Below are 24,755 nucleotides of genomic sequence, written 5' to 3'. Positions count from 1 at the left end.
ATGAAATTTAACACAAAAACCATTCATGGCGGACAGCACCCTGACCCTGCTACAGGAGCAGTAATGCCGCCGGTTTACCAAACCTCGACTTTCGCACAAAAGAGTCCGGGGGTACATGGCGGATACGAATACAGCAGGGCTGCAAACCCAACAAGAACAGCATTAGAAAACGCTTTAGCAAGCATAGAAAACGGAACACGCGGACTTGCATTTTCATCAGGTTTAGCAGCGACCGACTGTGTGCTTAAACTGCTTAAGCCTAATGATGAGGTTATTGCTATGGACGACCTTTATGGCGGTACTTACAGGATGTTCTCCAAAATTTATCAGGAGTTTGGTATCAAGTTCCATTTTGTAGACATGAACGATCTTGATAAATTTAAGTCGCTTATTAACGAAAACACTAAACTGGTTTGGGTTGAAACGCCTACAAACCCGTTAATGAAACTGGCCGATATTGAGGCTGTTGCCAAAATTACAAAAGAGAAAAACCTGCTTTTTGCGGTAGATAACACTTTTGCCACTCCATACCTGCAAAGACCATTAGATATGGGTGCCGATATTGTAATGCACTCGGCAACAAAATATCTTGGAGGTCACAGCGATGTTATTGCCGGAGCACTTATCGTGAAAAACGAGCAGCTGGGCGAAAAACTTCACTTTGCACAATTTGCAACAGGAGGTACACTTGGGCCGCAGGATTCTTACCTTGTATTAAGAGGTATTAAAACATTACATTTAAGGATGCAGCGCCACTGTGAAAACGGTGAAAAGGTTGCTAATTTCCTTAGCAATCACCCTAAAGTAAAAACGGTTTATTACCCTGGGCTGGAAAGTAATCCGTTTTATGACATTGCTAAAAAACAAATGCAGGGCGGTTTTGGCGGAATGGTATCATTCACGTTTGAATCAGGTAAGAAGGAAGATGCAATTAAGTTCCTTGAAAGTGTAAGGGTATTTACTCTTGCAGAATCGTTAGGAGGGGTAGAGTCGCTGGCAAATCATCCGGCTTTAATGACGCATGCATCAATTCCGGAAGACAAAAGGAAAGAAATAGGTATTACAGATGACCTTGTAAGGCTAAGTGTAGGAGTGGAAGATGCCGAAGATTTACTGGAAGATTTGCGCCAGGCACTGGGTTAATCCCTTCATTAGTAGCTGTTTTTAAGGTTTTTTTTGTAAGCGGTTAAAAGTCAAATGCCTACCTTTGTTTTTTAACAGAATAATGTATATTTGCGCCGTTAACGAAAACGTTTTCTTAAATATTAAAAAACTTCTAAAGTTATGAGTGGAAGCATAGAAACTTTTATTGAATCAGTTTCAAAAAGAAATCCAAATGAGCCTGAATTTATGCAGGCTGTTAGGGAGGTAGCCGAAACAGTTATTCCTTTTATAGAGAATAACCCAAAATACCAGGGCAAAATGCTTTTGGAAAGAATGGCAGAACCTGAAAGAGTTGTGATGTTTCGTGTAAACTGGCTTGACGATAAAGGTCAGATACAGGTAAACAGAGGGTATAGAATCCAAATGAATTCGGCAATAGGCCCGTATAAAGGAGGTCTTCGTTTTCACCCGTCTGTAAACCTAAGTATATTAAAGTTTTTAGCGTTTGAGCAAACGTTTAAAAACAGCTTAACCACATTACCTATGGGTGGTGGTAAAGGAGGTTCTGATTTTGATCCTAAAGGAAAATCAGATAATGAGATCATGAAATTCTGTCAAAGCTTTATGACAGAACTTTCAAAGCATATAGGTCCTGATACCGACGTGCCTGCGGGTGATATTGGTGTTGGAGGTCGTGAGGTAGGTTACTTATTCGGTCAGTACAAAAGGCTTAGAAATGAGTTTACCGGCGTACTTACAGGAAAAGGAATCACTTTTGGCGGATCGTTAATACGTCCTGAAGCTACAGGTTACGGTTGTGTATATTTTGCACAAAGTATGCTTTCTACTATTCACGAAAGCTTTATTGGTAAAACTGTGGTTATTTCAGGCTCTGGTAACGTTGCTCAGTATGCTGCCGAAAAGGTAATGCAACTGGGTGGTAAGGTAGTTACCGTGTCAGATTCTTCAGGTTACATTTATGATGCCGATGGTCTTAACGAAGACAAGCTGGCTTACATTATGGAAATCAAAAATGTTAAGTATGGTAGGATAAGCGAATATCTTGACAGGTATCCGGAAGCTAAGTTTGTTGCAGGCGGTAAGCCTTGGGAAGTGAAATGTGACGTGGCATTGCCATGTGCTACCCAAAACGAGCTTGACGGAGATGCTGCTAAGCAACTTTTAGCAAACGGATGTCATTGTGTGGCAGAAGGCGCAAACATGCCTTGTACTCCCGAGGCTGTTGAGGCTTTCCATGAAGCAAAAATATTATTTGCTCCGGGTAAGGCATCAAACGCAGGTGGTGTAGCTACATCGGGTCTTGAAATGTCTCAAAATTCACTTCGTCTAAGCTGGACAAGAGAAGAGGTAGACCAAAGGCTTAAAGATATTATGGCAAATATCCATGAGGCTTGTATTACGTATGGTAAAGATGCTAGTGGTTTTACTGATTATGTAAAAGGTGCTAACATTGCCGGGTTTGTAAAAGTAGCCGATGCAATGCTGGCTCAGGGAGTAGTTTAGTAACAGCCCAAACTAATATATTTAAAAGCCCTCCATTGTTTAAGGAGGGCTTTTTTTATTAACTGTATACAAAAAAGACGATAAAAGCGTTTTACCTATATTTGCTGAGTAAATAATCACTGATGAAAAGGTTTTTAACCATACTTATACTTTCTATTTATACAATGGCTTTTGCCCAGTCTAACCAAAGCTGGAGAAGCTATTTTTCGTACAACCAGGTTGTTGATATTGCTAATAGTCCAAGCAGGGTATTTGCTGCGGGTGAGGTAGGCTTCTTTTCGTATAATGTGCTTACAAATGAACTTGCGACTTTTACCTCTGTTGACGGACTTAAAACCGAAAATATTACAGCTATTTGTCATAGTAGTGTTTATGGTAAAACACTGGTAGGTAATGAAAATGGTTTGTTGCTGGTTGTTAATGACGATAACTCTATATTAAATGTTATTGATATTGTAGAGGAAACTACTGTTGCCCAAAACAAGAAAAAAATAAATCATATTTATGAGTATGAGGGAAAGGCATATATTTCATGTGATTTTGGTATAGCAGTATTTAACCTTCAAACACTTGAGTTTGGAGATACCTATTATTTAGGACCAAACGGAGCAGAGATTGCTGTTAAACAAAGTGCAGTATATAATGGTTATATATATGCAGCAACTGCTGAAAACGGTATGAGAAGAGCTGTATATACTAATCCAAACCTTAACGACTTTAGTCAATGGAATGAATTTGCTTCAGGGCAGTATACGGGGGTTGTGTCTTTTGCAGGAAATTTATTTGCTACAGATTCTATGGGGACAGTTTACAGGCTTTTAAATGATACTTTTTCATTTTTTACAGCGATGCCCGAAGCTGTGGTAGACTTTCGTTCGGCGGGAGGGTATTTAATTATTACCACTCCGGGTCTTATAGATGTATATAACGAACAGCTTATGCTTATGCATACGCTAGATTCCATTCCTATTGCGACAGTAACTTTTTCTTGTACAACTGTAGTTAACGATAAAATTTATATAGGTACCACAAATAATGGTGTTTATACAGCGGCCTTAAATAATTTGTCTTTTTTTTCTGATATAACCCCAGACGGGCCACTTGAAAATAGAATTTTCTCTCTGGAAAAATCTACTAATAACTTATGGGTGGTTTATGGAGGTTATAGCTTTTATTATACTCCTGATTATAAAGGAGGAGGGATTAGCCGTTTTACTCCCGAGGGTTGGGAGCATATTCCCTTTTATACATTACCTGAGTATCCTTTGTCATTATCAGATATTGTGGTGAAGCCCGGTTTAGAAAGCCCGGTTTATATAGCTTCATATCAGTCGGGGCTTTTAAAATTAACAGGGGGAGAACCCGAAATTCTTTATGATGACAGTAATACGGGGAATAACGGACTTGAATCACTTGTGCTTTCTTCGGCACCAAATTATAAAAGTATCAGGATTAATGGACCTGCTTTTGATAATAATGGTAATTTATGGATGACTAATTCTGCTGTTCAGAAACCTTTAAAAGTACTAAGGTCAAACGGTCAATGGGCAGAATACAGTTTTGAGGATATAACTACTAATCCCGAAAGTGATAATTACGGCCGTTTAGTTATAGATAAAAACGGTACTAAATGGATTCCAAGCAGAGATAACGGTATAGTAGCGTTCAATGAAAGTTTGGGGAATAAATTTGTGGTGATTAGGGGAGAAGCAGGGAATTTGCCTAGTGATTATGTAAAGTGTCTTACTATAGATAACCGTAATCAATTATGGGTAGGTACTGTAAGGGGGTTAAGAGTCGTTTCGAGTGTGGAGCGTTTTGTTAGTGAAAACGAGTTAACTACCAATTCCATAATTATTATGGAAGATGGGCTTGCTCAGGAATTAATGTTTGAGCAGGTAATTAATGATATAGCTGTAGATGGTGCAAATAATAAATGGATAGCTACAGCAAGTTCGGGAGTTTTTTTAGTATCGCCTAACGGGCAGCAAACACTCTTCCATTTTACTAAACAAAACTCACCGCTTCCAAGCAATTCTATTTTAGATATAGAGCTCGATCCTGTAACGGGCGAAGTGTTTTTTGCTACCGAAAAAGGAATGGTTTCTTATTTAGGAAGTTCGACAGCAGGAGAAGACGATCTTAATAATGTTTATGTATACCCTAATCCGGTACGCCCGGAGTTTGCAGGTGATGTTACCATAAGCGGACTTATGGATAGAGTTAACCTTAAAATTACAGACATTGAGGGTAACCTTGTTTATGAAACTACTTCACAAGGAGGTACCGTTACCTGGGACACAAAAGCTTTTGGAAAGTACAAAGTAGCATCGGGCGTGTATATGATTTTTATATCATCTGACGACGGAACCCAAACTAAGGTAAAAAAGGTAATGATAATAAGAGGGCAATAAGGTGCTGGTAAAAACAAAAGCAATAGTAATAAGTTCGCTGCGCTATCAGGAAAAAAGCCTTATTGTAAAATGCTTTACTGAAAGTGACGGACTAAAATCATACTTTATAAGGGATGCTTTTTCAAACAGGAAAAGCAGCCAGAAAATCGCTTTTTTTCAACCGTTAAACATACTTGAAATAGAGGCTGCCCATAAAAACAAAGGCAGTTTGGAATACTTTAAGGAGGTAAAGCTGGCGCATCCGTATTACACAGTTAATACTGATATTGCCAAAACCACTATACTTATGTTTCTTTCGGAAATGCTGAACCATTGCATTAGGGAGGAAGAAAAGAACGAAAGCCTGTATCATTTTCTGGAAACCGCATTACTGTGGCTTGATAGTCATGATGAGATAGCTAATTTCCATTTGATATTAATGATGGAAGTCACAAAGTTTTTGGGCTTTTTTCCACAAAAATCAGACGAAGAAGATGATTACTTTGAAATGACCGAGGGTGTGTTTACCCAATTTCCGTCGATAAGTTGTCTTACTACAAATGAAACTATGTTACTTAAAAGGCTAATGACACTAAAGTTAGACAATAGTGCCAAAAGCTTTCATGTAAGTGAGCGACAGGCTTTGTTGAAAATCCTGTTGGATTATTATGCTTTTCACCTGGATGGTTTTAAAAGACCTAAGTCGCTTGATGTTCTTAAAGAAGTATTCAGTTAATCACAATTACCGTCAATATCACAGCTTTCCCCTTTTATGGTTTCAAAAGAGGTTTTAGGCTGAGAAGCCTGCCATTCTTCAAAGGCTTTTTCCAGCGTTTGTGTAAAAGCTTCGCTTTCCTGAGCTCCTGATACGGCATATTTGCGGTTAAATACGAAAAATGGTACTCCGCGTACACCCAGCTGTTGTGCTTCGTTTATATCGGCTATAACATCGTTTGTAAACTCACCGTTGTTCATGGCATCGGCAAGCTTGTTAGCATCCAGTTCCAGTTCTATAGCCAGTAGTAAAAGTGTTTGGGCATCATCAATGTTTTTCCCTTCTGTAAAATAAGCTTTGAACAGTCTTTCTTCTGCCTCGTTTTGCTTACCGTGTTTTTTGGCAAAATGTAAAAAACGGTGTGCATTAAAACTATTAGCCGGTATAGCTTTGTCAAAGTTATAGGTAAGTCCTACCTGTGCCGCCATATTGGTTACATAATCGTTCATGCCTTTTGCTTCCTCAAGGCTAATGTTTTTATGTTCGGCTAAGTACTGGTGTATATTTTTAGTAGGGTCGGTTTTAAGTTCAGGCGAAAGCAAAAAGCTTTTCCATTCTATTTCCACGTCATTTTTCCCTTCAAAAGTAGCAAGGGCCTCTTCAAATCTTCTTTTGCCAATGTAGCAAAAGGGACACATAATGTCACTCCATATTTCTATTTTCATCACAGTAAAATTTATATGGGGTTAGTCACAAAAACTATACCCGTTCCCTTTTTTACACTCTTTATTTGTGGCAACAATTACGTGCGACTGCTCTTTTTTGTTGTTCAGTACGTTATTCATAAAGTCTACAACGGTTTGCGGGTCTTTACCAAACAGCTCGTCACTGTATTCGTGTCCGCCATTGCAATAAGTTACCAGTTTAGTGCTTCCGTTAAGGTCAATAATGTGATTGTAAATAGAATATGACCCGAAAAGCATAAGCCATCCCGAAGCGTTTGTAGGGCAGTAATGATGTGCTGCGGTTCCGTAAGGTACTGTAGTGTCACAGCTACCGTGGAAAAGAAGTGTAGGGATAACACTCTCTTTAGTGATGAGGTTAATGTCCATAATAGCACCGGCACCCGATGTAACTCCGGCATATTTAAAATCTTTTGGGAGTTTATTAGGGTAAAGCCCCATTATATCCCTGTCCCAATAGGCTGCATGTAATGCGGTTTCGGCACCGGCACTGCTGCCCGATATGAATATTTTTGCAGTATCAATATTGTATTTTTCACTGTTGTTAATGAAGTATAAGGTAGCCTGCCATAACTGGTTTGTAGCTATTTGTATAGCTTTTACTTTTTCGGTCAGGATGCCGTCACAGCTAAACTTGCGGTTTTTCATGTAAAGCGTGTAGCTTATAGATGCTGCCGCATAGCCCTGTGATGCTGCCTGTTTTGCAATGGTATGCCCCCATTCGCGTGTTCCTCCGGCAAAGCCTCCGCCATGAACGTGTATAAGTAATGGCTTTTTTTCTTTTCCCTGAGTTTTTGGCAGGAAAAGGTCGAGCTCCAGTTTTGTGGAATCGTTTACAAAGTAGGTTAATGTTTTAAAGTCCTGTGCTTTTGCCGAAATAAGGAATAGGAAGGCAAATAGCATGAATGAGAATTTTTTCATGATTTAGATACGGTTTGCTGCAAACTTACGTAAAAGTTTAAAGTCATTATTTTGGTGCTTTTCCTTTAGTTATAAACAGACTTATAGGGAGTAACTGTTTTGAGGTTTTTGATTTTATAATTTATTCAACATTATGAGCTGTTTTTAACAAAAATGATTGTTGTTTTTTATGAAAACGTTATTTCTTGCGCAACTTTGCTGATTATTCCCATTCCTTAAAAAAAATCCTTACATTCGCAGATTATTTTTTAGAATGCAATTTGTAATGAGCAAGAAGTTTACTGAATATAAGGGACTTGACCTGCCAACAGTGGCGGGCGAGGTGCTTGATTTCTGGAAGAAGGAAAATATTTTTGATAAGAGTGTAACCACGCGTGAGGGGAAGCCGCAGTATGTGTTTTTTGAAGGTCCGCCTTCAGCAAACGGACTGCCGGGTATTCACCACGTAATGGCGCGTGCCATTAAGGATATTTTCTGCCGATACCAAACCCAGAAAGGTTTCCAGGTAAAACGTAAAGCCGGGTGGGATACACACGGACTTCCGGTAGAGCTTGGTACCGAAAAGGAACTTGGCATTACAAAAGAAGATATTGGTGCAAAAATATCTGTTGAAGAATACAACGAAGCCTGTAAGCGCACAGTAATGCGTTATACAGACGTATGGAATGACCTTACCGAAAAAATGGGTTACTGGGTAGATATGGAAGATCCGTATGTTACTTACAAATCCAAATATATGGAGTCGGTTTGGTGGTTACTGAAACAGATTTATGATAAAGGCCTTTTATACAAAGGGTATACTATACAGCCTTATTCGCCTAAAGCGGGTACAGGTTTAAGTTCGCATGAGGTGAACCAGCCGGGTGCTTACCGTGATGTAACTGATACTACTATCGTAGCTCAGTTTAAAACTGTGGCAGATACACTTCCTGATTTTCTTAAAGGTTTTGGAGAGGTTGATATCATGGCTTGGACCACTACACCGTGGACACTGCCAAGTAACACTGCACTTACCGTAGGTCCAAATATTGATTATGTACTGGTACAAACTTTTAACCAGTATACATTTGAGCCAATAAATGTAGTGCTTGCTAAAAACCTTATCGGGAAACAGTTTGGTAAAAACTATTTCGTAAGTGAAGATGCGGCCGATTTTGAAAACTTCAAAGAAGGAGATAAAAAAATACCATATAAAGTAGTTGCCGAAGGAAAAGGTAAAGACCTTGTAGGAATCCGTTATGAGCAGCTATTGCCGTTTGTATTACCATACCAAAACCCGGAGAATGCTTTTCGTGTAATTTCTGGTGATTTCGTAACTACCGAAGACGGTACCGGTATAGTGCACACTGCGCCTACTTTTGGTGCTGATGATGCCAAGGTGGCAAAAGAGGCTAAGCCGGAAGTACCACCTATGCTTGTGCTGGATAAAAACGGAAATCCTGTGCCGCTTGTAGATCTTCAGGGGAGGTTTATTGACGGACTGGGAGATCTTTCAGGTAAGTATGTGAAAAATGAATACTACGATAAAGGAGAAGCGCCTGAGAAATCAGTAGATGTTGAAATCGCTATCCGATTAAAAGAAGAAAATAAAGCCTTTAAGGTTGAGAAATATGTTCACAGTTATCCGCACAGTTGGAGAACAGATGAGCCGTTACTATACTATCCGTTAGATAGTTGGTTTATCCGTGTTACAGATGTGAAAGAAAGGATGTTTGAACTTAACGAAACCATTAACTGGAAACCTAAGGCTACCGGTGAAGGACGTTTTGGTAACTGGCTTAAAAATGCCAACGACTGGAACCTTTCACGTTCCCGTTACTGGGGTATCCCGCTTCCTATATGGAGAACCGAGGATAAGACAGAGGAAATGATTATCGGTTCTGCAGAAGAACTGTACAGTGAAATAGAAAAAGCCATAGCAGCAGGTGTTATGAGCGAAAATCCGTTTAAAGGGTTTGAGCCGGGTAACATGAGCGAGGATAACTATGAGCTTATCGACCTGCATAAAAATGTTGTAGACGGTTTAACACTGGTTTCTCCAAGCGGAAAACCAATGCAGCGCGAAAGCGACCTTATTGATGTTTGGTTTGACAGTGGGGCTATGCCTTATGCACAATGGCACTATCCGTTTGAAAATAAGGAACTGGTAGACAACCATACTGCTTACCCTGCCGATTTTATTGCCGAAGGGGTAGACCAGACCAGAGGTTGGTTCTATACGCTACATGCTATAGGTACACTGGTATTTGATCAGGTAGCTTATAAGAATGTAGTGAGTAACGGACTTGTACTGGATAAGAACGGACAGAAAATGTCCAAGCGTTTGGGTAATGCAGTAGATCCGTTTGAGACACTTGCAGAATACGGTCCTGATGCTACCCGCTGGTACATGATTAGCAATGCAAACCCATGGGATAACCTTAAGTTTGATATAGAAGGAGTGGCCGAAGTAAGACGTAAATTCTTTGGTACTCTGTATAATACATATTCATTCTTTGCGTTATATGCCAATATTGACAACTTCAGTTTTGCTGAACCGGAAGTTCCGCTTAATGAAAGGCCTGAAATAGATCGTTGGATACTATCTGAGCTTAATACGCTTATAAAAGATGTAGACACTTTCTATGCAGACTATGAGCCTACAAGAGCGACAAGAGCTATTTCCGACTTTGTTCAGGAGAATTTGAGTAACTGGTATGTACGACTTTGCAGAAGACGTTTCTGGAAAGGTGAGTATGCACAGGATAAAATAGCGGCTTATCAAACGCTTTATACCTGTCTTGTAACTGTGGCTAAACTGAGTGCTCCTGTAGCGCCTTTCTTTATGGACAGACTTTATAAAGATTTAACACAAGCTTCACAGAAAGAGACATTCGAAAGCGTACATTTGGCCGATTTTCCGCAGTATGCTGATAACTTTGTTGATAAATCGTTAGAAAGCAGAATGGAGAAGGCGCAAACAATTTCATCATTAGTTCTTTCGTTAAGGAAGAAGGAGATGATTAAAGTGCGCCAACCGTTGCAAAAGGTAATGATACCGGTACTTGACGCAAAACAGAAGGGTGAGATTGAAGCAGTTTCAGAACTGATTAAGGCTGAGGTAAATGTGAAGGAAATCGAGTTGATGGACGATGCTTCAGACGTGCTTGTTAAGCAAATCAAACCTAACTTTAAAGTGCTGGGACCACGATTTGGGAAGGATATGGGTCTGATTTCCAAAGAGATACAAAATTTCTCACAGGAACAGATCAATGAGATTGAGAAGAGCGGTAGCCTGGATGTTGTTGTTTCAGGAAAAAGTATTACTTTAACAAACGAAGATGTTGAGATTTCTTCGCAGGATATTGAAGGCTGGTTAGTGGCAAATTCAAACGGTATTACAGTAGCGCTTGATATTACCATTACCGACGAACTAAGGAACGAAGGTATTGCCCGAGAGCTTGTAAACAGAATTCAGAACATAAGGAAAGATTCAGGATTTGAAGTTACCGACAGGATTAAGGTTTACCTGAAAGATAACCAGGCACTGGAGCAGGCGGTTAAGAGTAACGAGAGTTACATCAAGTCTGAAACCCTTACAGATGAGCTGATATTTAACGAAGAAATTGAAAACGGTACAGAAATTGAATTTGATGAGATAAAAACACTAGTATTAATTTCAAAATAATTGAAATATGGTAGATGAGCAGCAAATAAGATATTCGGACGCGGATTTAGCCGAGTTTAAGGAACTTATTACAAAAAAGATAGAAAAAGCTAAAGCTGATCTTGACTTAATTAAGAGTGCCTATATGAATGATTTAAATAACGGTACAGATGATACATCGCCTACGTTTAAAGCATTTGAAGAAGGTAGTGAGACTATGTCTAAAGAAGCCAACTCTCAGCTTGCTATCCGTCAGGAAAAGTTTATTCGTGATCTTAAAAATGCCCTTATAAGAATTGAAAACAAAACTTATGGCATTTGTAAAGTAACCGGTAAGCTTATTGGTAAAGAAAGACTTAAGCTTGTACCGCACGCTACCATGAGTATCGAAGCAAAAAACATGCAAAGATAAATAGTAATATCAGGGCTGCTTTTAGCGGCCCTGACTTTTTTATTTTTATCACCTTACTTAACACGCCTTGACCTGTAACCCTAAAATCCCGTATACAGGCACGCTTTTTTGCGGTTTATTTCTCCATATTAAACCTTTTGCATTCTATTAACTAAGGTCTGATAATTATTATTTAATAATTTCATTTATTTTTGCGGGTAAAATTTTAAAAATGTCTTTAAAGAAAGCCTACCTTATTGTTATCCTTATACTGATTATAGATCAGGTTTCAAAAATCTACATAAAAACTCATTTCGTGTTGCGTGAAGATATTCCGGTTATGGGTTTAAATTGGTTTAGGATATATTTTATAGAAAATGAAGGTATGGCATGGGGCGCTGTTATTCCGGGAGCGCATGGTAAGCTGATACTTACTCTTTTCAGGATAGTAGCCGTGGGGGGTATAGGGTATTGGTTATATGACTCTGTAAAGAAAAATTACTCCAATTATCTTATTATTTCCATATCACTTATTTTGGCAGGTGCTTTTGGTAATATCATTGACTCGGTTTTCTACGGACTTATTTTTGATTACAGCAGTCCTAACCATGTGGCTACTTTATTTTCAGAGAATCCATACGGAACAGTATTTCATGGTAAGGTAGTAGATATGTTCTATTTCCCTATAATTACCGATGGTAAATTCCCTTCTTGGTTTCCTATATGGGGAGGTGAAAGCTTTACTTTCTTTAATGCTGTTTTTAACGTTGCCGATGCGGCAATTTCTGTAGGTGTGGGTATACTGCTTCTTTTCAATAAAAGAGCTTTTGCTAAGCCTCAGGGTGTAGTTACAGAATAGTTTAAAATCGATAAATCTCTTTTGGGGTAATACAGTAGTCCAATACCATGTCGTTTGAGTGAATGTCGTCTATGCTTTCTTCGGCTTCAAAAAAGGACAATCCTATTTTTATAACGTCTTCCCGGCAATTCGCTAAAAAGCGGTCGTAAAACCCTTTTCCATAACCTGTGCGGTGACCTTTAGTGTCAAAAGCTAATAGTGGTACAAATACTACGTCTATTTTAGTATCGGGGACCTCTATGCCGTCAACCGGTTCCGGTATGTCGTATTCATTTTTCTTAAGGCGGGTATTGTCGGTAAGCAGGTACTGAGTCATGCTGCAGTCGTCAAAATTAGATTTTGAAACTACTACTTCTTTGTCTTTTCCTGCCAGTATTTGTAAAATGTATTCGGTTTGTATTTCCTTATGCTCTTCAATACTTAAAAACAGGTGGAAGTAGGTTTTGTTCCAAATATTCAGTTTTAATAATTGGTTTGCTATAGCCAGGCTTTGTTCTTCAATTTCATCAAAGCTCATGGCGTTGCGAAGTGCCTTATATTTTATGCGGAGTTCTTTTTTAATCATGTTGCAGTTTTTGGGTAATATGGAAAACAGCATCTCCCTGATACACTATAGGAGCATCGTTAGCATTAATAATATATCCGGCGTGTGGCGCTTTTACCTTGTGCTCAAACTTGCCAAAGGGATCGGTTATATAAGCAATTACTTCACCTTTCTCCACAAACTTACCTACGTTACAATGTAGTTGGAATAACCCTGAAAACTTCGCACGTACCCATCCTGATCTTTCAATATAAATAGAAGGCCCGGGAGCCTCTTTAGCGTTCTTTTTCGGGTTTAGCATATCAAAGTGTGCTAAAAAGCGTTTTGCGCCTTTTACGCCATCCTGAGTAATGTCGTTGTTAATGTCTAACGATTTTCCTCCTTCAAACAACAGCATTTTTACACCCATCCTGCCACAGGCACTCCTAAAAGACCCCGAAATGTTTTTGGAATACAGGGTAAATGGAGCGTTAAATACATCGGCAAGCTGTTTTAGCTCCTCATTGTTTGGTACAATGCGTATTTGTGCGGCATTAAACCTGCTGGCACCGCCGGCATGGAAGTCTACACAGTAATCAATATGAGGTACGATTTCGTTTAGCAGGTGAAAAGCAAAACGACTGGCAAGTGATCCGCTCTTACTGCCGGGGAAAACCCTGTTAAGGTCACGTCCGTCAGGGAATTCACGGGTTTTATTCACAAACCCGAATACGTTAATTACCGGAATACAGATAATCGTTCCGCGTTTGGGTTTGTTTATTTTGCGTACTATAAGCTGGCGCACAATCTCAACGCCGTTAATTTCGTCTCCGTGCAGTCCGGCGCTAAAAAGTACAACGGGTCCGTCAATTTTAGCCCTTTCTACAATAATAGGAACCTTAAGTTTTGTCATAGTATGCAGGCGTGCAATTTCCATGTTTATGGTTTTGCTATCGCCCGGTAATACGGTCTCTCCCAGTATGGTAATCTCCCTGTGTTTTGCCATAATTTTACAGAAAGGGTAAAAATAGGAATTATCGCTAATTTTTATATGCTTAACCTTTGTTTTTTAAGACTTGGTGTAATGATTTGTTTTTTAAATTTGTAGTATGCAAACTCCGCTGGAATTACAAATACAAACCCTTCCCGACAGTCCCGGTGTTTACCAGTATTATGATAAAGATGGTAAACTGCTGTATGTGGGTAAGGCCAAGAACCTTAAAAAGAGGGTTTCATCTTATTTTACAAAAATTCACGACTCAGGTAAAACAAGGGTGCTGGTTAAAAAAATAGCCAGTATTAAGCATATTGTTGTGCCTACAGAGAACGATGCACTACTGCTGGAAAACAATCTTATTAAAAAGTACCAGCCACGCTACAATGTTATGTTGCGAGATGATAAAACCTATCCGTGGATTTGTATTAAGAAAGAACCGTTTTCGCGTATTTTTTCTACCCGAAGGCTGGTAAAGGACGGGTCAGAATATTTTGGGCCATATACCAATTTCAAAACGGTGCATACATTACTGGAGCTTATTAAGGAACTGTACCCGTTGCGTACCTGTAATTATGATTTGAGTGCAGGTAATATAAAAAGCGAAAAGTACAAGGTTTGCCTTGAGTATCATATTGGCAACTGTAAAGGGCCGTGTGAGGGATATGAATCACTGGAGCGATACCAAAGTAATGTAAATGCGGTAAGGGAGATACTTAAAGGTAATTTTAAGGAAAGTCTTAAGGATTTTAAAAACCTGATGCAGGAACTGGCGGCCGAAATGAAGTTTGAGGAAGCCCAGAAAATAAAAGAAAAGATTGAGGTGCTGGAAAACTATCAGGCGCGCTCTACCGTATTTAACCCTAGGATATCTAACATAGATGTGTTTACTATAATATCTGACGAGAGTATGGCTTATGTGAACTTTATACAGGTATCACACGGCGCCATTATCCGTTCGCATACTATGGAGATAAAAAAGAGGCTGGAAGAGGCCGATGAGCAGTTGCTTGAGCTTGCCGTTGTAGAGCTTAGAGAGCGCTTTGATTTGCGCTCTAAGGAGATATTACTGCCTTTTGAACTGGATTTGGGACCTGATGTAAAAATAACAGTGCCTAAACTTGGGGATAAAAAGCAGATTTTAGATTTGTCTGAACGTAATGCAAAGTTTTACCGCATGGATCAGCTTAAGCAAATTAAGATAGTAGATCCAGACAGGCATACCAATCGTATTATGGCACAAATGAAAAAAGATTTGCGCCTCCCGTTTGAACCAAGGCATATAGAGTGTTTTGATAACTCAAACATTCAGGGTACTAATCCGGTGTCGGCATGTGTTGTGTTTAAAGATGGAAAGCCCAGTAAAAAGGACTACCGTCATTTTAATATAAAAACGGTAGAAGGGCCTAACGATTTTGCTTCTATGGAAGAGGTGGTGTACAGGCGTTACAAGCGTCTTTTGGATGAGAACGAGCCCCTGCCGCAGCTTATAATTATTGATGGTGGTAAAGGTCAGTTATCATCGGCTTTAAAAAGCTTGGATGACTTGGGATTGAGAGGTAAAATCACTATTTTAGGCATTGCTAAAAGGCTCGAAGAGATTTTCTATCCGGGGGATTCCATTCCGCTGTATCTGGACAAGAAATCAGAGACTTTAAAAATAATACAGCACCTCAGAAATGAGGCGCACCGTTTCGGGATTAATTTCCATAGGGATAAACGTAGCAAAGGAGCGCTCCAAACGTCAATAGAAAGCATACCGGGCATAGGGGAGAAGACAATGATAGCGCTTTTGAAAGAGTTTAAGTCGGTTAAAAGGCTGTCTGCCGCCCCCGAAGAAGACATTGCAAAAGTTGTAGGCCCTGCAAAAGCTAAAAAAATCACAGAATTCTATAAAAGTAAATAGTAATGAATAAACCGCTCCTTACCCTGCTATTTTTACTCACCTTCTATACTGTTTCGGCTCAGGAAAATGATACCCTGCCGAAACACAAACCAAAAATAGGTGTAGTGCTGAGTGGTGGTGGAGCAAAAGGACTTGCTCATATTGGTGCATTAAAGGTGCTGGAAGAAGCCGGGATAGAAATATCTTATATAGGCGGTACCAGCATGGGGGCTATTATTGGAGGACTTTATGCTTCCGGTTATAGTGCTAATCAGTTGGATTCTATTTTTCAAAGGGTAGATTCAGATGCCTTACTTCGAGATTATATCCCCAGGAGCTCCAAAACCTTTTTTGAGAAAAGGAACGACGAGATTTATGCCTTAACACTTCCATTTAAAAACTTCAAACTGGGATTTCCTACAGCTGTTTCAAAAGGACTTTACAATTACGCCATTATAAACAGGCTTACCAATCATGTTAGGCATATTAGGGAGTTTGACAGCCTGCCTATTCCGTTTGTTTGTATTGCTACAGATATTGAAACCGGAGAAGAAGTAGTACTGCATAAAGGTATACTGCCCGATGCTATTCTTGCCAGTGGGGCATTTCCGTCATTGTACTATCCGGTAGAGATTGACGGGAAATTGCTTATTGACGGTGGGGTTACCAATAACTATCCGGTGGAGGAAATCAGGAAAATGGGTGCCGATATCATTATAGGGGTTGATGTTCAGGACGGACTGAAATCACGTGATGAGATTAAAGGAGCAACCGGTGTACTGGTACAAATTAATAACTACCAGATGATCAAAAAAATGGATAAGAAGAGGCAGGAGACCGATGTGTATATAAAACCGGATATTTCAGGCTATTCGGTTATCTCTTTTGATCAGGGGGCAGAAATTATAAGAAAAGGGGAAGAGGCTGCCTTAGTATTGTACGATACACTAAAAAAATTGGGTAGCGATAAGCCTATAGTGAAAAGATGTACCGAGGCAAAAGATACTCTTAATATTGAACACATTAATGTAAACAATTTAGAGTATTATACAAAATCATACGTAGTGGGTAAGCTTAGGTTTAAAGGAGGTTCAAAAATTACGTATGATAAGCTGGATGCCGGAATAAGTAGCCTTAGTGCTACACAAAACTTCAACTCTATTTCCTATTCTTTTGAAAAAGGGACTAACGGAGGCGATGTGCTTAATATGAACCTGACCGAAAATCCTATAAATCGTTACCTTAGGTTTGGGCTACACTATGACGGGCTTTATAAGAGTGGTATACTGGTTAATTTAACCCAAAAGAAACTGTTGTTTCAAAATGATGTTGCATCACTTGATGTAGTATTGGGAGATCACTTTCGTTATAACCTGGATTATTATCGTGATAATGGTTTTCATATTAGTTATGGTTTTCATTCCAGTTACAGTAATTTCAACAGAAACATCTCTGCCGAATTTAATGAAGGTGAGTTTTTAAGAACATTTGGGGTAAATTCACTTAATCTTGATTTTACCGATTTTACTAATAAGGTGTACCTGCAAACCATTTTTGCGCAAAAGTTTCTTATTGGCGCCGGTGCTGAGCTCAAGCATTTAAAGATTAAGAGTGAAACAGTAGAGTCAAACAAGATTTTTGATGATAGTGATTATTTCTCACTATACGGTACGCTTAAATACGATTCTTATGATAACAAATACTTCCCTAAAAAGGGATGGTATTTTATTGGTGAGGCAAAAACGTTTTTGTTCTCGTCAGACTATAATGATATTTTTGGACGTTTTAGTGTCTTTAAAGCAGATATGGGTATAGTGCATGAGATTGTGCGTAATTTGTCGTTAGAATTGCAAACTGAAGGAGGTTTTGCGGTTTCCAGTGATACGACAGTGCCGTTTTTTGATTTTATATTGGGAGGGTACGGGTATCATATGACAAATAACTTCCGTCATTTTTACGGGTATGATTTTTTGAGCCTTTCTGGGGATAGTTATATTAAAGGATCAGCTACCCTTGACTATGAGTTTGTAAAGAAAAACCACGTTAACTTCACGGCAAATTATGCTAATTTAGGACACAGAATTTATGATGAGGGTAATATATTTAGTGTGCCGCAGTTTAGCGGATATGCTTTTGGTTATGGTATGGAAACCATAATAGGACCTATAGAAATAAAACACAGTTGGTCTCCTGATACCAAAAATCATTACACCTGGTTTAGTGTAGGTTTTTGGTTCTAAATATTTATTAGGAGGGAACGAAACGGAAATATATAAAAAGCCAAAAGGCAGGATTAATTATCCTGCCTTTCTGTTATATCATCGTTTTCCGAATAGGAGTCGGGCTCCGGTTTCGGCTTTACGGTTAAAACCTTATAAAAAAAGTATGCTGCTATGGCAACCACAATTCCCTGTGCGCCTACCATTACTATTATTGCTTCTGTTTTCATGCTGTTGCCCTCCCTTCTTTAACTCGTTTTAAATATGCTCTGTATACTACTACACTAATAAAGATAAACAAAGTTATTAATAATAACCTACCCAGTGTTTTATACATTACGTTATTAGTGAACTTACCTTCTGCAATTTTATCTTTAGGGTGTATTTTATCACCTAGGCTAACAACAGTGTGTTGCTCATTTTTAAATGAGTAGGTTTTGTAATCAGTATACTTTATGGTATTTACAGTGTTTTGAGTTTTGTCAAACACCTGTTTTTCATTCTCAAAAGCGATTTTTACAAAGTTAGGCGCTACAGAGTCAACCACACCAAATTCGGCAGAACCATAATCTTCGGCATAGTAAGCATCCGCAAACCACTCTTTGTTGTGAGTGTCGTTGTTCATAACCTTGTTGGCTATATCCGGTGTGCTTGCTAAAAGAACCCACCCTAAAAGACATGGCGTTACAACAAGTATTACATATTTAAAGAATACCGGAACTTTAATATCAGCACCAAGGTTAATTTCTTCCCATCCTCTTTTCATACCGAAAATCCAGGCGAATAAAACCGTTTCAAGGAAAGCAAATACTACAAGGCTCACTGTACCTGCCCAGTAGTCGTATTCGTCAAATACACCTTCCTTAAAGAAAATAACGGTTGGTAATCCCATTATAAGGGCAATAAGCCCGAAGGACCATGCGCCCTTGTTGTTTTTCCATCCAAACTCGTCGCGCATAAAGCCAATCCATGGGGTACCCATGGCGAGTGACGAGGTAATGCCGGCAAAGAATAATAAGCCGAACCAGAACACCCCTGCAAAAACGGCGAGGACATGACCCCATTGCTGGAAGAGGTAAGGCATAGTTTGGAACGCCATACCGAAGCCTGCATTTTGAAGTACCCAGTCAAGACCAAGGTAACCTGCAGCGATAGGAATTACTATTGAGCTACCTAAAACAACCTCTACAAACTCGTTCATGAAACCTGCAGAAACCGCGTTTAGGGCAATATCATCTTTAGATTTGATGTAGGCGGCATAACAGTGTACAGTACCCATACCTACAGACAGGGTGAAGAATATCTGTCCGGCGGCGGCGAGCCATACCTTAGCACTCCAGAGGGAATCAAACTGTGGTGTCCACAGGAAGTTAAGTCCGTCCCATGCATTGGCATTAGGGAACATGTCTGAAGCTCCGTCGGTTCCAAGAGTAAGTCCTTTAAATGCCAGTATTGCTCCAAAAAGGATAAGTAGGGGCATACCTATTTTTGCTACTTTTTCAATACCTCCTAAACCTTTGGAAAGGATGTAAGTGTTTAAAAGTAAACAGGCTATGTAAAATACAACGGCTTCATAAGGAATGCCTGTTGTGCTTTTTGCTACTGTGGTATAGGTATCAAAAAATCCTGCAACTTGAGCCTGATCCATACCCACAAAAGTTCCTTTTATTGTGTGGTATACATAAGACATAGTCCAGGATTCGATATAACAGTAGTATGATGCGACGGCGATATTGGTAAAAATACCAAAGACACCAATGTACTTCCATATTCGGCCTTTAGCCATGGTGTCCAGAATGTAAGGGGTACTGTGGTTGCCGTATCTTCCTCCAAAACGGCCGGTAGACCATTCAATAAAAAGAAGTGGGATTCCCATTACTACAAAACACACGAGGTAAGGTATAATAAAGGCACCACCTCCGTTTTGAACTGCCTGTACCGGGAATCTTAAAAAGTTACCTAATCCAACCGCATTACCTGCCATTGCCAGAATTAAGCCAACACGTGAGCCCCACGATTCTGCTTTCGCTGCCATAAAGGATATTTGTTTTTTGGTTATTAAACGGTTTCAAAGATAGAAAAACAAATAGAAAAGTAAAGAAAAGCGCAATTAAATTAAAAATCCGTAAAGGCTTTTAACATAAGTAATTCATATTTCTCAAACAGCCTGAAATCAGGTCAACAGATTCATAACCAAAGCCGATTTTAACGTGAAACTCAAATTTTTACTGAGAATGTGCTCTAAATATAAATATTGTATAATAATTAGGGAGCAAAATTAAATTTTTACGATATTTGTCTAATGAATATGAGTTGGACAGATTTATTAAGCCACCTGAAATTTCTCATTAAGAGAAATCCGGAATGATATATATTAATGGTGTACCCGTTTAATATGTTTAATTAATAAATTTCAATTATGCCTATATATCACAAAGTAGGGAATATCCCTCACAAAAGACATATACAGTTTGAGAAACCGGATGGCGGACTTTACTACGAGCAGCTGTTTGGTACCGAAGGTTTTCACGGACATTCTTCATTATTGTACCATGTACACAGGCCAACACAGGTTAAAGAGATTCTAAAATCGTACTCTGTAGAGCCGGAGATTGCCATCGAAAAAAATATCAAATCACTTTTACTTAAAGGTTTTGAGCTTCAGCCAAAGGATGACTTTTTGGAAAGCCGTACCGATATGCTGGTAAACAATGATTGTATCATTGGGCTTGCAGCACCAAAAAAATCGCTTCGTGAGTATTTTTACAAAAATGCCGATGCCGATGAGATGCTGTTTATCCACAAAGGGAAAGGTACTCTTAGAACTTTTATGGGTAACATTCCGTTTGAGTATGGTGACTACCTTGTTATTCCAAGGGGTATGATATATCAAATAGATTTTGAAACAAGCGATAACCGTTTACTTTATGTAGAGTCTACATCGCCTTTCTATACGCCTAAGCGTTATAAAAATGAAAGCGGACAGCATTTAGAGCACTCTCCGTTTTGTGAAAGGGACTTTAAATTACCGGAGCAGCTTGAAACGTATGATGAAAAAGGAGATTTCCTTATCAAGATCAAGAAAGAAGGTATGATGCATGAGGTAGTATATGCTACGCATCCGTTTGATGTTATTGGTTGGGATGGTTATAACTTCCCTTATGGGTTTAGTATCCATAACTTTGAACCTATTACAGGTAGGGTACACTTACCACCGCCAATTCACCAAACATTTGAAACTGCCGGATTTGTGGTTTGTTCATTCTGCCCAAGGCTTTATGATTACCATCCAAAATCAATCCCGGCACCATACAACCACAGTAATATTGACAGTGATGAGGTGCTTTATTATGTAGACGGTGACTTTATGAGCCGTAACAATATTGAGCAGGGTCATATTACGCTTCACCCTAAAGGTATTCCTCACGGACCAGCACCCGGAGCAATGGAGCGCAGTATAGGTCAGACAGAAACTTTAGAGCTAGCGGTAATGGTAGATACTTTCCGTCCGTTAAAAGTAACTAAGGCTGCTATGGGCTTAGACGATGGTCAGTACTACAAATCGTGGGTAGAGTAAATTTTAAAAACTAACAAACAAAACAAAAACGTTTTCCTGCTTTGTCAGGACAACTTAAAATATTGAAACTATGAGCAAAGAAGTAAAGAGCGTTGAATACGGCTTAGAAAAAATATTTGAAGGAGCACAGGATTTCCTTCCGCTTTTAGGAACAGATTATATTGAATTTTATGTAGGTAACGCTAAACAGGCGGCCCACTATTATAAAACAGCTTTCGGATTCCAGTCGCATGCTTATGCAGGTTTAGAAACAGGTTTAAAAGACAGAGCGTCTTATGTGCTTGTTCAGGATAAAATCCGTTTAGTATTAACAACTCCGCTTAATGCTGATTCTCCGTTAAACGATCATATCGTTAAGCACGGTGACGGTGTTAAAATTGTAGCACTTTGGGTAGAAGATGCAAGAAAATCTTTTGAGGAAACTACTAAAAGAGGTGCTAAAGTATACATGGAGCCAACTGTTGAGACAGATGAGTTTGGTGAAGTGGTACGTGCAGGTATTTACACTTATGGTGAAACAGTACACATGTTTGTAGAGCGTAAAAACTACAAAGGTGCTTTCTTACCGGGTTATAAAGAATGGAAATCTGACTACAACCCAGAGCCAACAGGTCTTAAGTTTGTTGACCACATGGTAGGTAACGTAGGATGGAATGAAATGAATACCTGGGTTAAATGGTATGAAGATGTAATGGGTTTTGTTAACTTCCTTTCGTTTGATGACAAGCAAATCCATACAGAATATTCTGCTCTTATGAGTAAAGTAATGTCTAACGGTAACGGTAGGATTAAATTCCCTATCAATGAGCCTGCAGAAGGAGCTAAGAGATCTCAAATTGAAGAGTATCTTGATTTTTACGGTGGTCCGGGTGTACAACACATCGCTATCGCTACCGATGATATCATTAAAACAGTAAGCGCATTAAAAGCAAGAGGTGTTGAATTCCTTTCTGCTCCACCTCATGCTTACTATGAAGAAGTGCCAAACCGTCTTGGGGAGCACATGAGTATTATGAAAGAAGATATTAGTGTTCTTGAAAGCCTAGGTATTATGGTTGATGCTGATGAGGAAGGTTATTTATTACAGATTTTCACCAAACCGGTTGAAGATCGTCCTACACTTTTCTACGAAATAATTCAAAGAATGGGTGCAAGAGGCTTTGGTGCAGGTAACTTTAAGGCTCTCTTTGAGTCAATTGAGAGAGAGCAGGAATTACGAGGAACGCTATAAAAGTTGCTTATTTTTATATAGTCAATAATTTTAAACCATCAAATAGCTATTTTTTTGATGAATATGTGTTAAAGTTGATTTTTTAGAGAGAATTTTTCAAGAACCTGTCTACTTTTGCACTCGCAAAAAGGGAGCTGTAGTGAGCTCACTTTTTTGTGAAAAGTAATTTTCATAATTTATAGTTTTTTGGTTGGTTAATAGCATAAAAACCCGGTCATTAATTTTGGCTGGGTTTTTTTGTTTAGTATTTTTGGAACAAAAATTGTAATTTACTATTGTAAAACACCAAAAAGTTAGATAATTGCTATGAAAAAGTTAATAACAGCCATTTTGTTTTTTACAATATGTAATGTTTACTCACAAAACGCCTTTTCTACGGGCGAGTATTTTAAATTCAGAATCCATTACGGTTTTATAAACGCCGGGTATGCCACCCTTGAGGTTAAAGATGCTGTTCGTGAAAATAAAAAAGTATTTCACGTGGTAGGTAAAGGGTATACTACAGGTGCAGCAAAACTGTTTTTTAAGGTAAAGGATGATTACCAGAGTTACTTTGATAAAGAGACCGGTAAGCCTTACCAGTTTATAAGAAAAATAGACGAGGGAGGATATACCAAAAATCAGGAAGGTTTCTTTAACCAGTCCAGTAATACAGTAACCGTAAACGACTATAAAAACGATACGAAAAAAACCTTTAAGGTGCCTGAAAACGTGCAGGATATAGTATCGGTGTTCTACTATTTGAGAAACCACCCTGAGGTTGATGACCTTAAAGTGGGGGGCTTTATAGAAGTAGACATGTTTTTTGATGAAGAAGTGACGAAGTTTAAGTTAAAATTCCTTGGTCGCGAGGATATAAAAACTAAATTTGGGACCGTTTCTGCTATGATATTCAGACCCTATGTTCAGGCAGGCCGTGTATTTAAGGAAGAGGAGAGTTTAACTGTTTGGATTTCAGACGATGGAAACAAAGTTCCTCTAAGAATAAAGGCCGATTTGGCAGTGGGTTCATTAAAGGCAGATTTGGACGAGTTTAAAGGGCTTAGCCACTCTTTTAAAGTTAAATCTAAATAACACAATGGACATTACACCCGCAATAGAGCAACAGCTTAACGATCTTGAAAAAAAATTTAAGGCAATAAACCAGAAAACAGAAACCCATCTTGAAGGGCTTCTTTGGGCAAAACCCATAACCTACTGGGATTATATACAAACCGATGCATTATTAAACCTGCAAACTCAAAGGACTACGCTTCCGGATGAAATGGTTTTTATAATGTACCATCAGGTAAATGAGCTGTTGTTTAAAATGATATTGTGGGAGGTAGAGCAGCTTTGCCATACCGAACAACCTGAAACGGCTTATTTTACCGAAAAGCTAATGCGTATTAGCCGTTACTTTGATATGCTTACCACCTCGTTTGATATTATGGGCGACGGTATGGAGGTAGATCAATACATGAAATTCAGAAATACACTTACACCTGCTAGCGGATTCCAAAGTGCGCAATACCGTCTTATCGAGTTTGCTTCTACAGATCTTATCAATCTTATAGATTACAGGTACAGGGCTGATATTGACAGAAACACGCCTTATGAGCACGCGTTAGAGCATTTATATTGGCAGGCTGCAGGGAAAGATTATAAAACAGGAGAGAAATCATACCTGTTATCTCAGTTTGAGAAAAGATATAAAGGTGAATTCCTTCGTTTTATGGAAGAGTACAATACCATAAACATTTGGAGGAAATTCAAACAACTTCCGGAAGAAACCCAAAAAGATGCTACGCTTGTAAAAGCAATGCGTCATTATGATTATACGGTGAATGTTATCTGGGTAATGGGGCACTACAATACGGCAAAAAAATATATTGAAAGCGTTTCAGGGCCTCAGGAAGCAACCGGAGGAAGCGACTGGAAAAAATATATGCATCCTAAATACCAAAGAAGGATATTTTTCCCTGAATTATGGAGTGAGGAGGAATTAAAGAACTGGGGAGAAAACGTATAATAACCGCATAAAACATCTA

The 24,755-nt window shown here is 38.9% G+C and carries 19 protein-coding genes; 13 read left to right on the top strand and 6 right to left on the bottom strand.

Translation table 11 applies throughout. The annotated features are described in order from the left end of the window. From GN157_RS17565 to recO, 4 genes are all read left to right on the top strand, one after another. Entirely contained in the window at positions 1–1,143 is a 1,143-nt protein-coding gene (locus GN157_RS17565; protein ID WP_157484774.1) for a cystathionine gamma-synthase, read from the top strand. Between the two features lie 141 nt (positions 1,144–1,284). Then, entirely contained in the window at positions 1,285–2,628 is a 1,344-nt protein-coding gene (gdhA, locus tag GN157_RS17560; RefSeq protein WP_157484773.1) for an NADP-specific glutamate dehydrogenase, read from the top strand. Between the two features lie 122 nt (positions 2,629–2,750). Further along, on the top strand, positions 2,751–5,042 hold the full coding sequence (gene porZ, locus GN157_RS17555) for a type IX secretion system anionic LPS delivery protein PorZ (protein ID WP_231749161.1): 2,292 nt from the start codon (positions 2,751–2,753) through the stop codon (positions 5,040–5,042). Position 5,043: 1 nt separating this feature from the next. Then, on the top strand, positions 5,044–5,757 hold the full coding sequence (gene recO, locus GN157_RS17550; RefSeq protein ID WP_317163557.1) for a DNA repair protein RecO: 714 nt from the start codon (positions 5,044–5,046) through the stop codon (positions 5,755–5,757). On the opposite strand, the gene GN157_RS17545 is transcribed toward recO, so the two are convergent. Both GN157_RS17545 and GN157_RS17540 read right to left on the bottom strand, forming a co-directional pair. Continuing rightward, positions 5,754–6,461: a DsbA family oxidoreductase gene (locus tag GN157_RS17545; protein WP_157484771.1), complete on the bottom strand. Its 708-nt coding sequence runs from the start codon at positions 6,459–6,461 to the stop codon at positions 5,754–5,756. The genes recO and GN157_RS17545 overlap by 4 nt on opposite strands. Positions 6,462–6,482: 21 nt before the next feature. Then, positions 6,483–7,400 (bottom strand): alpha/beta hydrolase, encoded by a 918-nt coding sequence (locus GN157_RS17540; RefSeq protein WP_157484770.1) that lies wholly within the window; start codon positions 7,398–7,400, stop codon positions 6,483–6,485. A gap of 265 nt (positions 7,401–7,665) precedes the next feature. Here GN157_RS17540 and ileS point away from each other — a divergent pair, with 265 nt between their 5' ends. The 3 genes from ileS (at position 7,666) to GN157_RS17525 (ending at position 12,296) form a co-directional block, all read left to right on the top strand. After that, positions 7,666–11,067 carry an isoleucine--tRNA ligase gene (ileS, locus tag GN157_RS17535; RefSeq protein ID WP_157484769.1) on the top strand — a complete coding sequence of 1,134 codons (3,402 nt, stop codon included), beginning with the start codon at positions 7,666–7,668 and terminating at the stop codon, positions 11,065–11,067. 7 nt (positions 11,068–11,074) lie between these two features. After that, positions 11,075–11,458 (top strand): TraR/DksA family transcriptional regulator, encoded by a 384-nt coding sequence (locus GN157_RS17530; RefSeq protein ID WP_035133186.1) that lies wholly within the window; start codon positions 11,075–11,077, stop codon positions 11,456–11,458. Positions 11,459–11,669: 211 nt separating this feature from the next. Continuing rightward, complete coding sequence (locus GN157_RS17525; RefSeq protein ID WP_157484768.1) at positions 11,670–12,296, top strand: lipoprotein signal peptidase; 627 nt, start codon at positions 11,670–11,672, stop codon at positions 12,294–12,296. Position 12,297: 1 nt separating this feature from the next. Here the strand turns inward: GN157_RS17525 and GN157_RS17520 are convergent, their stop codons facing one another. Both GN157_RS17520 and GN157_RS17515 read right to left on the bottom strand, forming a co-directional pair. Next, entirely contained in the window at positions 12,298–12,861 is a 564-nt protein-coding gene (locus GN157_RS17520) for a 5-formyltetrahydrofolate cyclo-ligase (RefSeq protein WP_157484767.1), read from the bottom strand. Further along, positions 12,854–13,825 (bottom strand): succinylglutamate desuccinylase/aspartoacylase family protein, encoded by a 972-nt coding sequence (locus tag GN157_RS17515; protein ID WP_157484766.1) that lies wholly within the window; start codon positions 13,823–13,825, stop codon positions 12,854–12,856. The genes GN157_RS17520 and GN157_RS17515 overlap by 8 nt, the downstream gene beginning before the upstream one ends. Before the next feature lie 103 nt (positions 13,826–13,928). Here GN157_RS17515 and uvrC point away from each other — a divergent pair, with 103 nt between their 5' ends. Continuing rightward, complete coding sequence (gene uvrC / locus GN157_RS17510; protein ID WP_157484765.1) at positions 13,929–15,719, top strand: excinuclease ABC subunit UvrC; 1,791 nt, start codon at positions 13,929–13,931, stop codon at positions 15,717–15,719. Between the two features lie 2 nt (positions 15,720–15,721). Beyond that, positions 15,722–17,938, top strand: coding sequence for a patatin-like phospholipase family protein (locus GN157_RS17505; RefSeq protein WP_157484764.1), 2,217 nt, complete (start codon positions 15,722–15,724; stop codon positions 17,936–17,938). Positions 17,939–17,991: 53 nt separating this feature from the next. On the opposite strand, the gene GN157_RS17890 is transcribed toward GN157_RS17505, so the two are convergent. Both GN157_RS17890 and GN157_RS17500 read right to left on the bottom strand, forming a co-directional pair. Then, the gene (locus GN157_RS17890; RefSeq protein WP_197429485.1) at positions 17,992–18,147 is read right to left on the bottom strand and encodes a hypothetical protein; all 156 of its coding nucleotides are present in this window, start codon (positions 18,145–18,147) and stop codon (positions 17,992–17,994) included. Further along, positions 18,144–19,952 (bottom strand): sodium-dependent transporter, encoded by a 1,809-nt coding sequence (locus tag GN157_RS17500; RefSeq protein ID WP_157484763.1) that lies wholly within the window; start codon positions 19,950–19,952, stop codon positions 18,144–18,146. Before GN157_RS17500 ends, GN157_RS17890 begins: the two co-directional genes overlap by 4 nt. 384 nt (positions 19,953–20,336) lie before the next feature. Between GN157_RS17500 and GN157_RS17495 the strand changes: the two genes are divergently transcribed. The 4 genes from GN157_RS17495 to GN157_RS17480 all read left to right on the top strand — a co-directional run bounded on the left by GN157_RS17495 (position 20,337) and on the right by GN157_RS17480 (position 24,736). Further along, complete coding sequence (locus GN157_RS17495; protein ID WP_157484762.1) at positions 20,337–21,494, top strand: homogentisate 1,2-dioxygenase; 1,158 nt, start codon at positions 20,337–20,339, stop codon at positions 21,492–21,494. A 70-nt stretch (positions 21,495–21,564) separates the two neighbouring features. Next, positions 21,565–22,725, top strand: a complete 1,161-nt coding sequence (gene hppD, locus GN157_RS17490) for a 4-hydroxyphenylpyruvate dioxygenase (RefSeq protein ID WP_157484761.1) — start codon at positions 21,565–21,567, stop codon at positions 22,723–22,725. Positions 22,726–23,031: 306 nt separating this feature from the next. Then, complete coding sequence (locus tag GN157_RS17485; RefSeq protein WP_157484760.1) at positions 23,032–23,799, top strand: DUF3108 domain-containing protein; 768 nt, start codon at positions 23,032–23,034, stop codon at positions 23,797–23,799. 4 nt (positions 23,800–23,803) lie between these two features. Then, a complete protein-coding gene (locus GN157_RS17480) occupies positions 23,804–24,736 on the top strand; it encodes a tryptophan 2,3-dioxygenase family protein (protein ID WP_157484759.1) in 933 nt (310 codons plus the stop codon). Positions 24,737–24,755 lie beyond the last annotated feature (19 nt).

The organism is Flavobacterium rakeshii, assembly GCF_009741375.1.
Taxonomy (GTDB): domain Bacteria; phylum Bacteroidota; class Bacteroidia; order Flavobacteriales; family Flavobacteriaceae; genus Flavobacterium; species Flavobacterium rakeshii.
This window is presented reverse-complemented; position numbering and strand designations above follow the sequence as displayed.

Bases quoted from the DNA above. Each gene is read 5' to 3' on its own strand.
- GN157_RS17500 (WP_157484763.1), bottom strand. From the start codon at position 19,952: ATGGCAGCGAAAGCAGAATCGTGGGGCTCACGTGTTGGCTTAATTCTG.
- GN157_RS17485 (WP_157484760.1), top strand. From the start codon at position 23,032: ATGAAAAAGTTAATAACAGCCATTTTGTTTTTTACAATATGTAATGTT.
- GN157_RS17545 (WP_157484771.1), bottom strand. From the start codon at position 6,461: ATGAAAATAGAAATATGGAGTGACATTATGTGTCCCTTTTGCTACATT.
- GN157_RS17530 (WP_035133186.1), top strand. From the start codon at position 11,075: ATGGTAGATGAGCAGCAAATAAGATATTCGGACGCGGATTTAGCCGAG.
- ileS (WP_157484769.1), top strand. From the start codon at position 7,666: ATGAGCAAGAAGTTTACTGAATATAAGGGACTTGACCTGCCAACAGTG.
- GN157_RS17525 (WP_157484768.1), top strand. From the start codon at position 11,670: ATGTCTTTAAAGAAAGCCTACCTTATTGTTATCCTTATACTGATTATA.
- uvrC (WP_157484765.1), top strand. From the start codon at position 13,929: ATGCAAACTCCGCTGGAATTACAAATACAAACCCTTCCCGACAGTCCC.
- hppD (WP_157484761.1), top strand. From the start codon at position 21,565: ATGAGCAAAGAAGTAAAGAGCGTTGAATACGGCTTAGAAAAAATATTT.
- porZ (WP_231749161.1), top strand. From the start codon at position 2,751: ATGAAAAGGTTTTTAACCATACTTATACTTTCTATTTATACAATGGCT.
- GN157_RS17520 (WP_157484767.1), bottom strand. From the start codon at position 12,861: ATGATTAAAAAAGAACTCCGCATAAAATATAAGGCACTTCGCAACGCC.
- gdhA (WP_157484773.1), top strand. From the start codon at position 1,285: ATGAGTGGAAGCATAGAAACTTTTATTGAATCAGTTTCAAAAAGAAAT.
- GN157_RS17495 (WP_157484762.1), top strand. From the start codon at position 20,337: ATGCCTATATATCACAAAGTAGGGAATATCCCTCACAAAAGACATATA.
- GN157_RS17480 (WP_157484759.1), top strand. From the start codon at position 23,804: ATGGACATTACACCCGCAATAGAGCAACAGCTTAACGATCTTGAAAAA.
- GN157_RS17565 (WP_157484774.1), top strand. From the start codon at position 1: ATGAAATTTAACACAAAAACCATTCATGGCGGACAGCACCCTGACCCT.
- GN157_RS17505 (WP_157484764.1), top strand. From the start codon at position 15,722: ATGAATAAACCGCTCCTTACCCTGCTATTTTTACTCACCTTCTATACT.
- GN157_RS17515 (WP_157484766.1), bottom strand. From the start codon at position 13,825: ATGGCAAAACACAGGGAGATTACCATACTGGGAGAGACCGTATTACCG.
- GN157_RS17890 (WP_197429485.1), bottom strand. From the start codon at position 18,147: ATGAAAACAGAAGCAATAATAGTAATGGTAGGCGCACAGGGAATTGTG.
- GN157_RS17540 (WP_157484770.1), bottom strand. From the start codon at position 7,400: ATGAAAAAATTCTCATTCATGCTATTTGCCTTCCTATTCCTTATTTCG.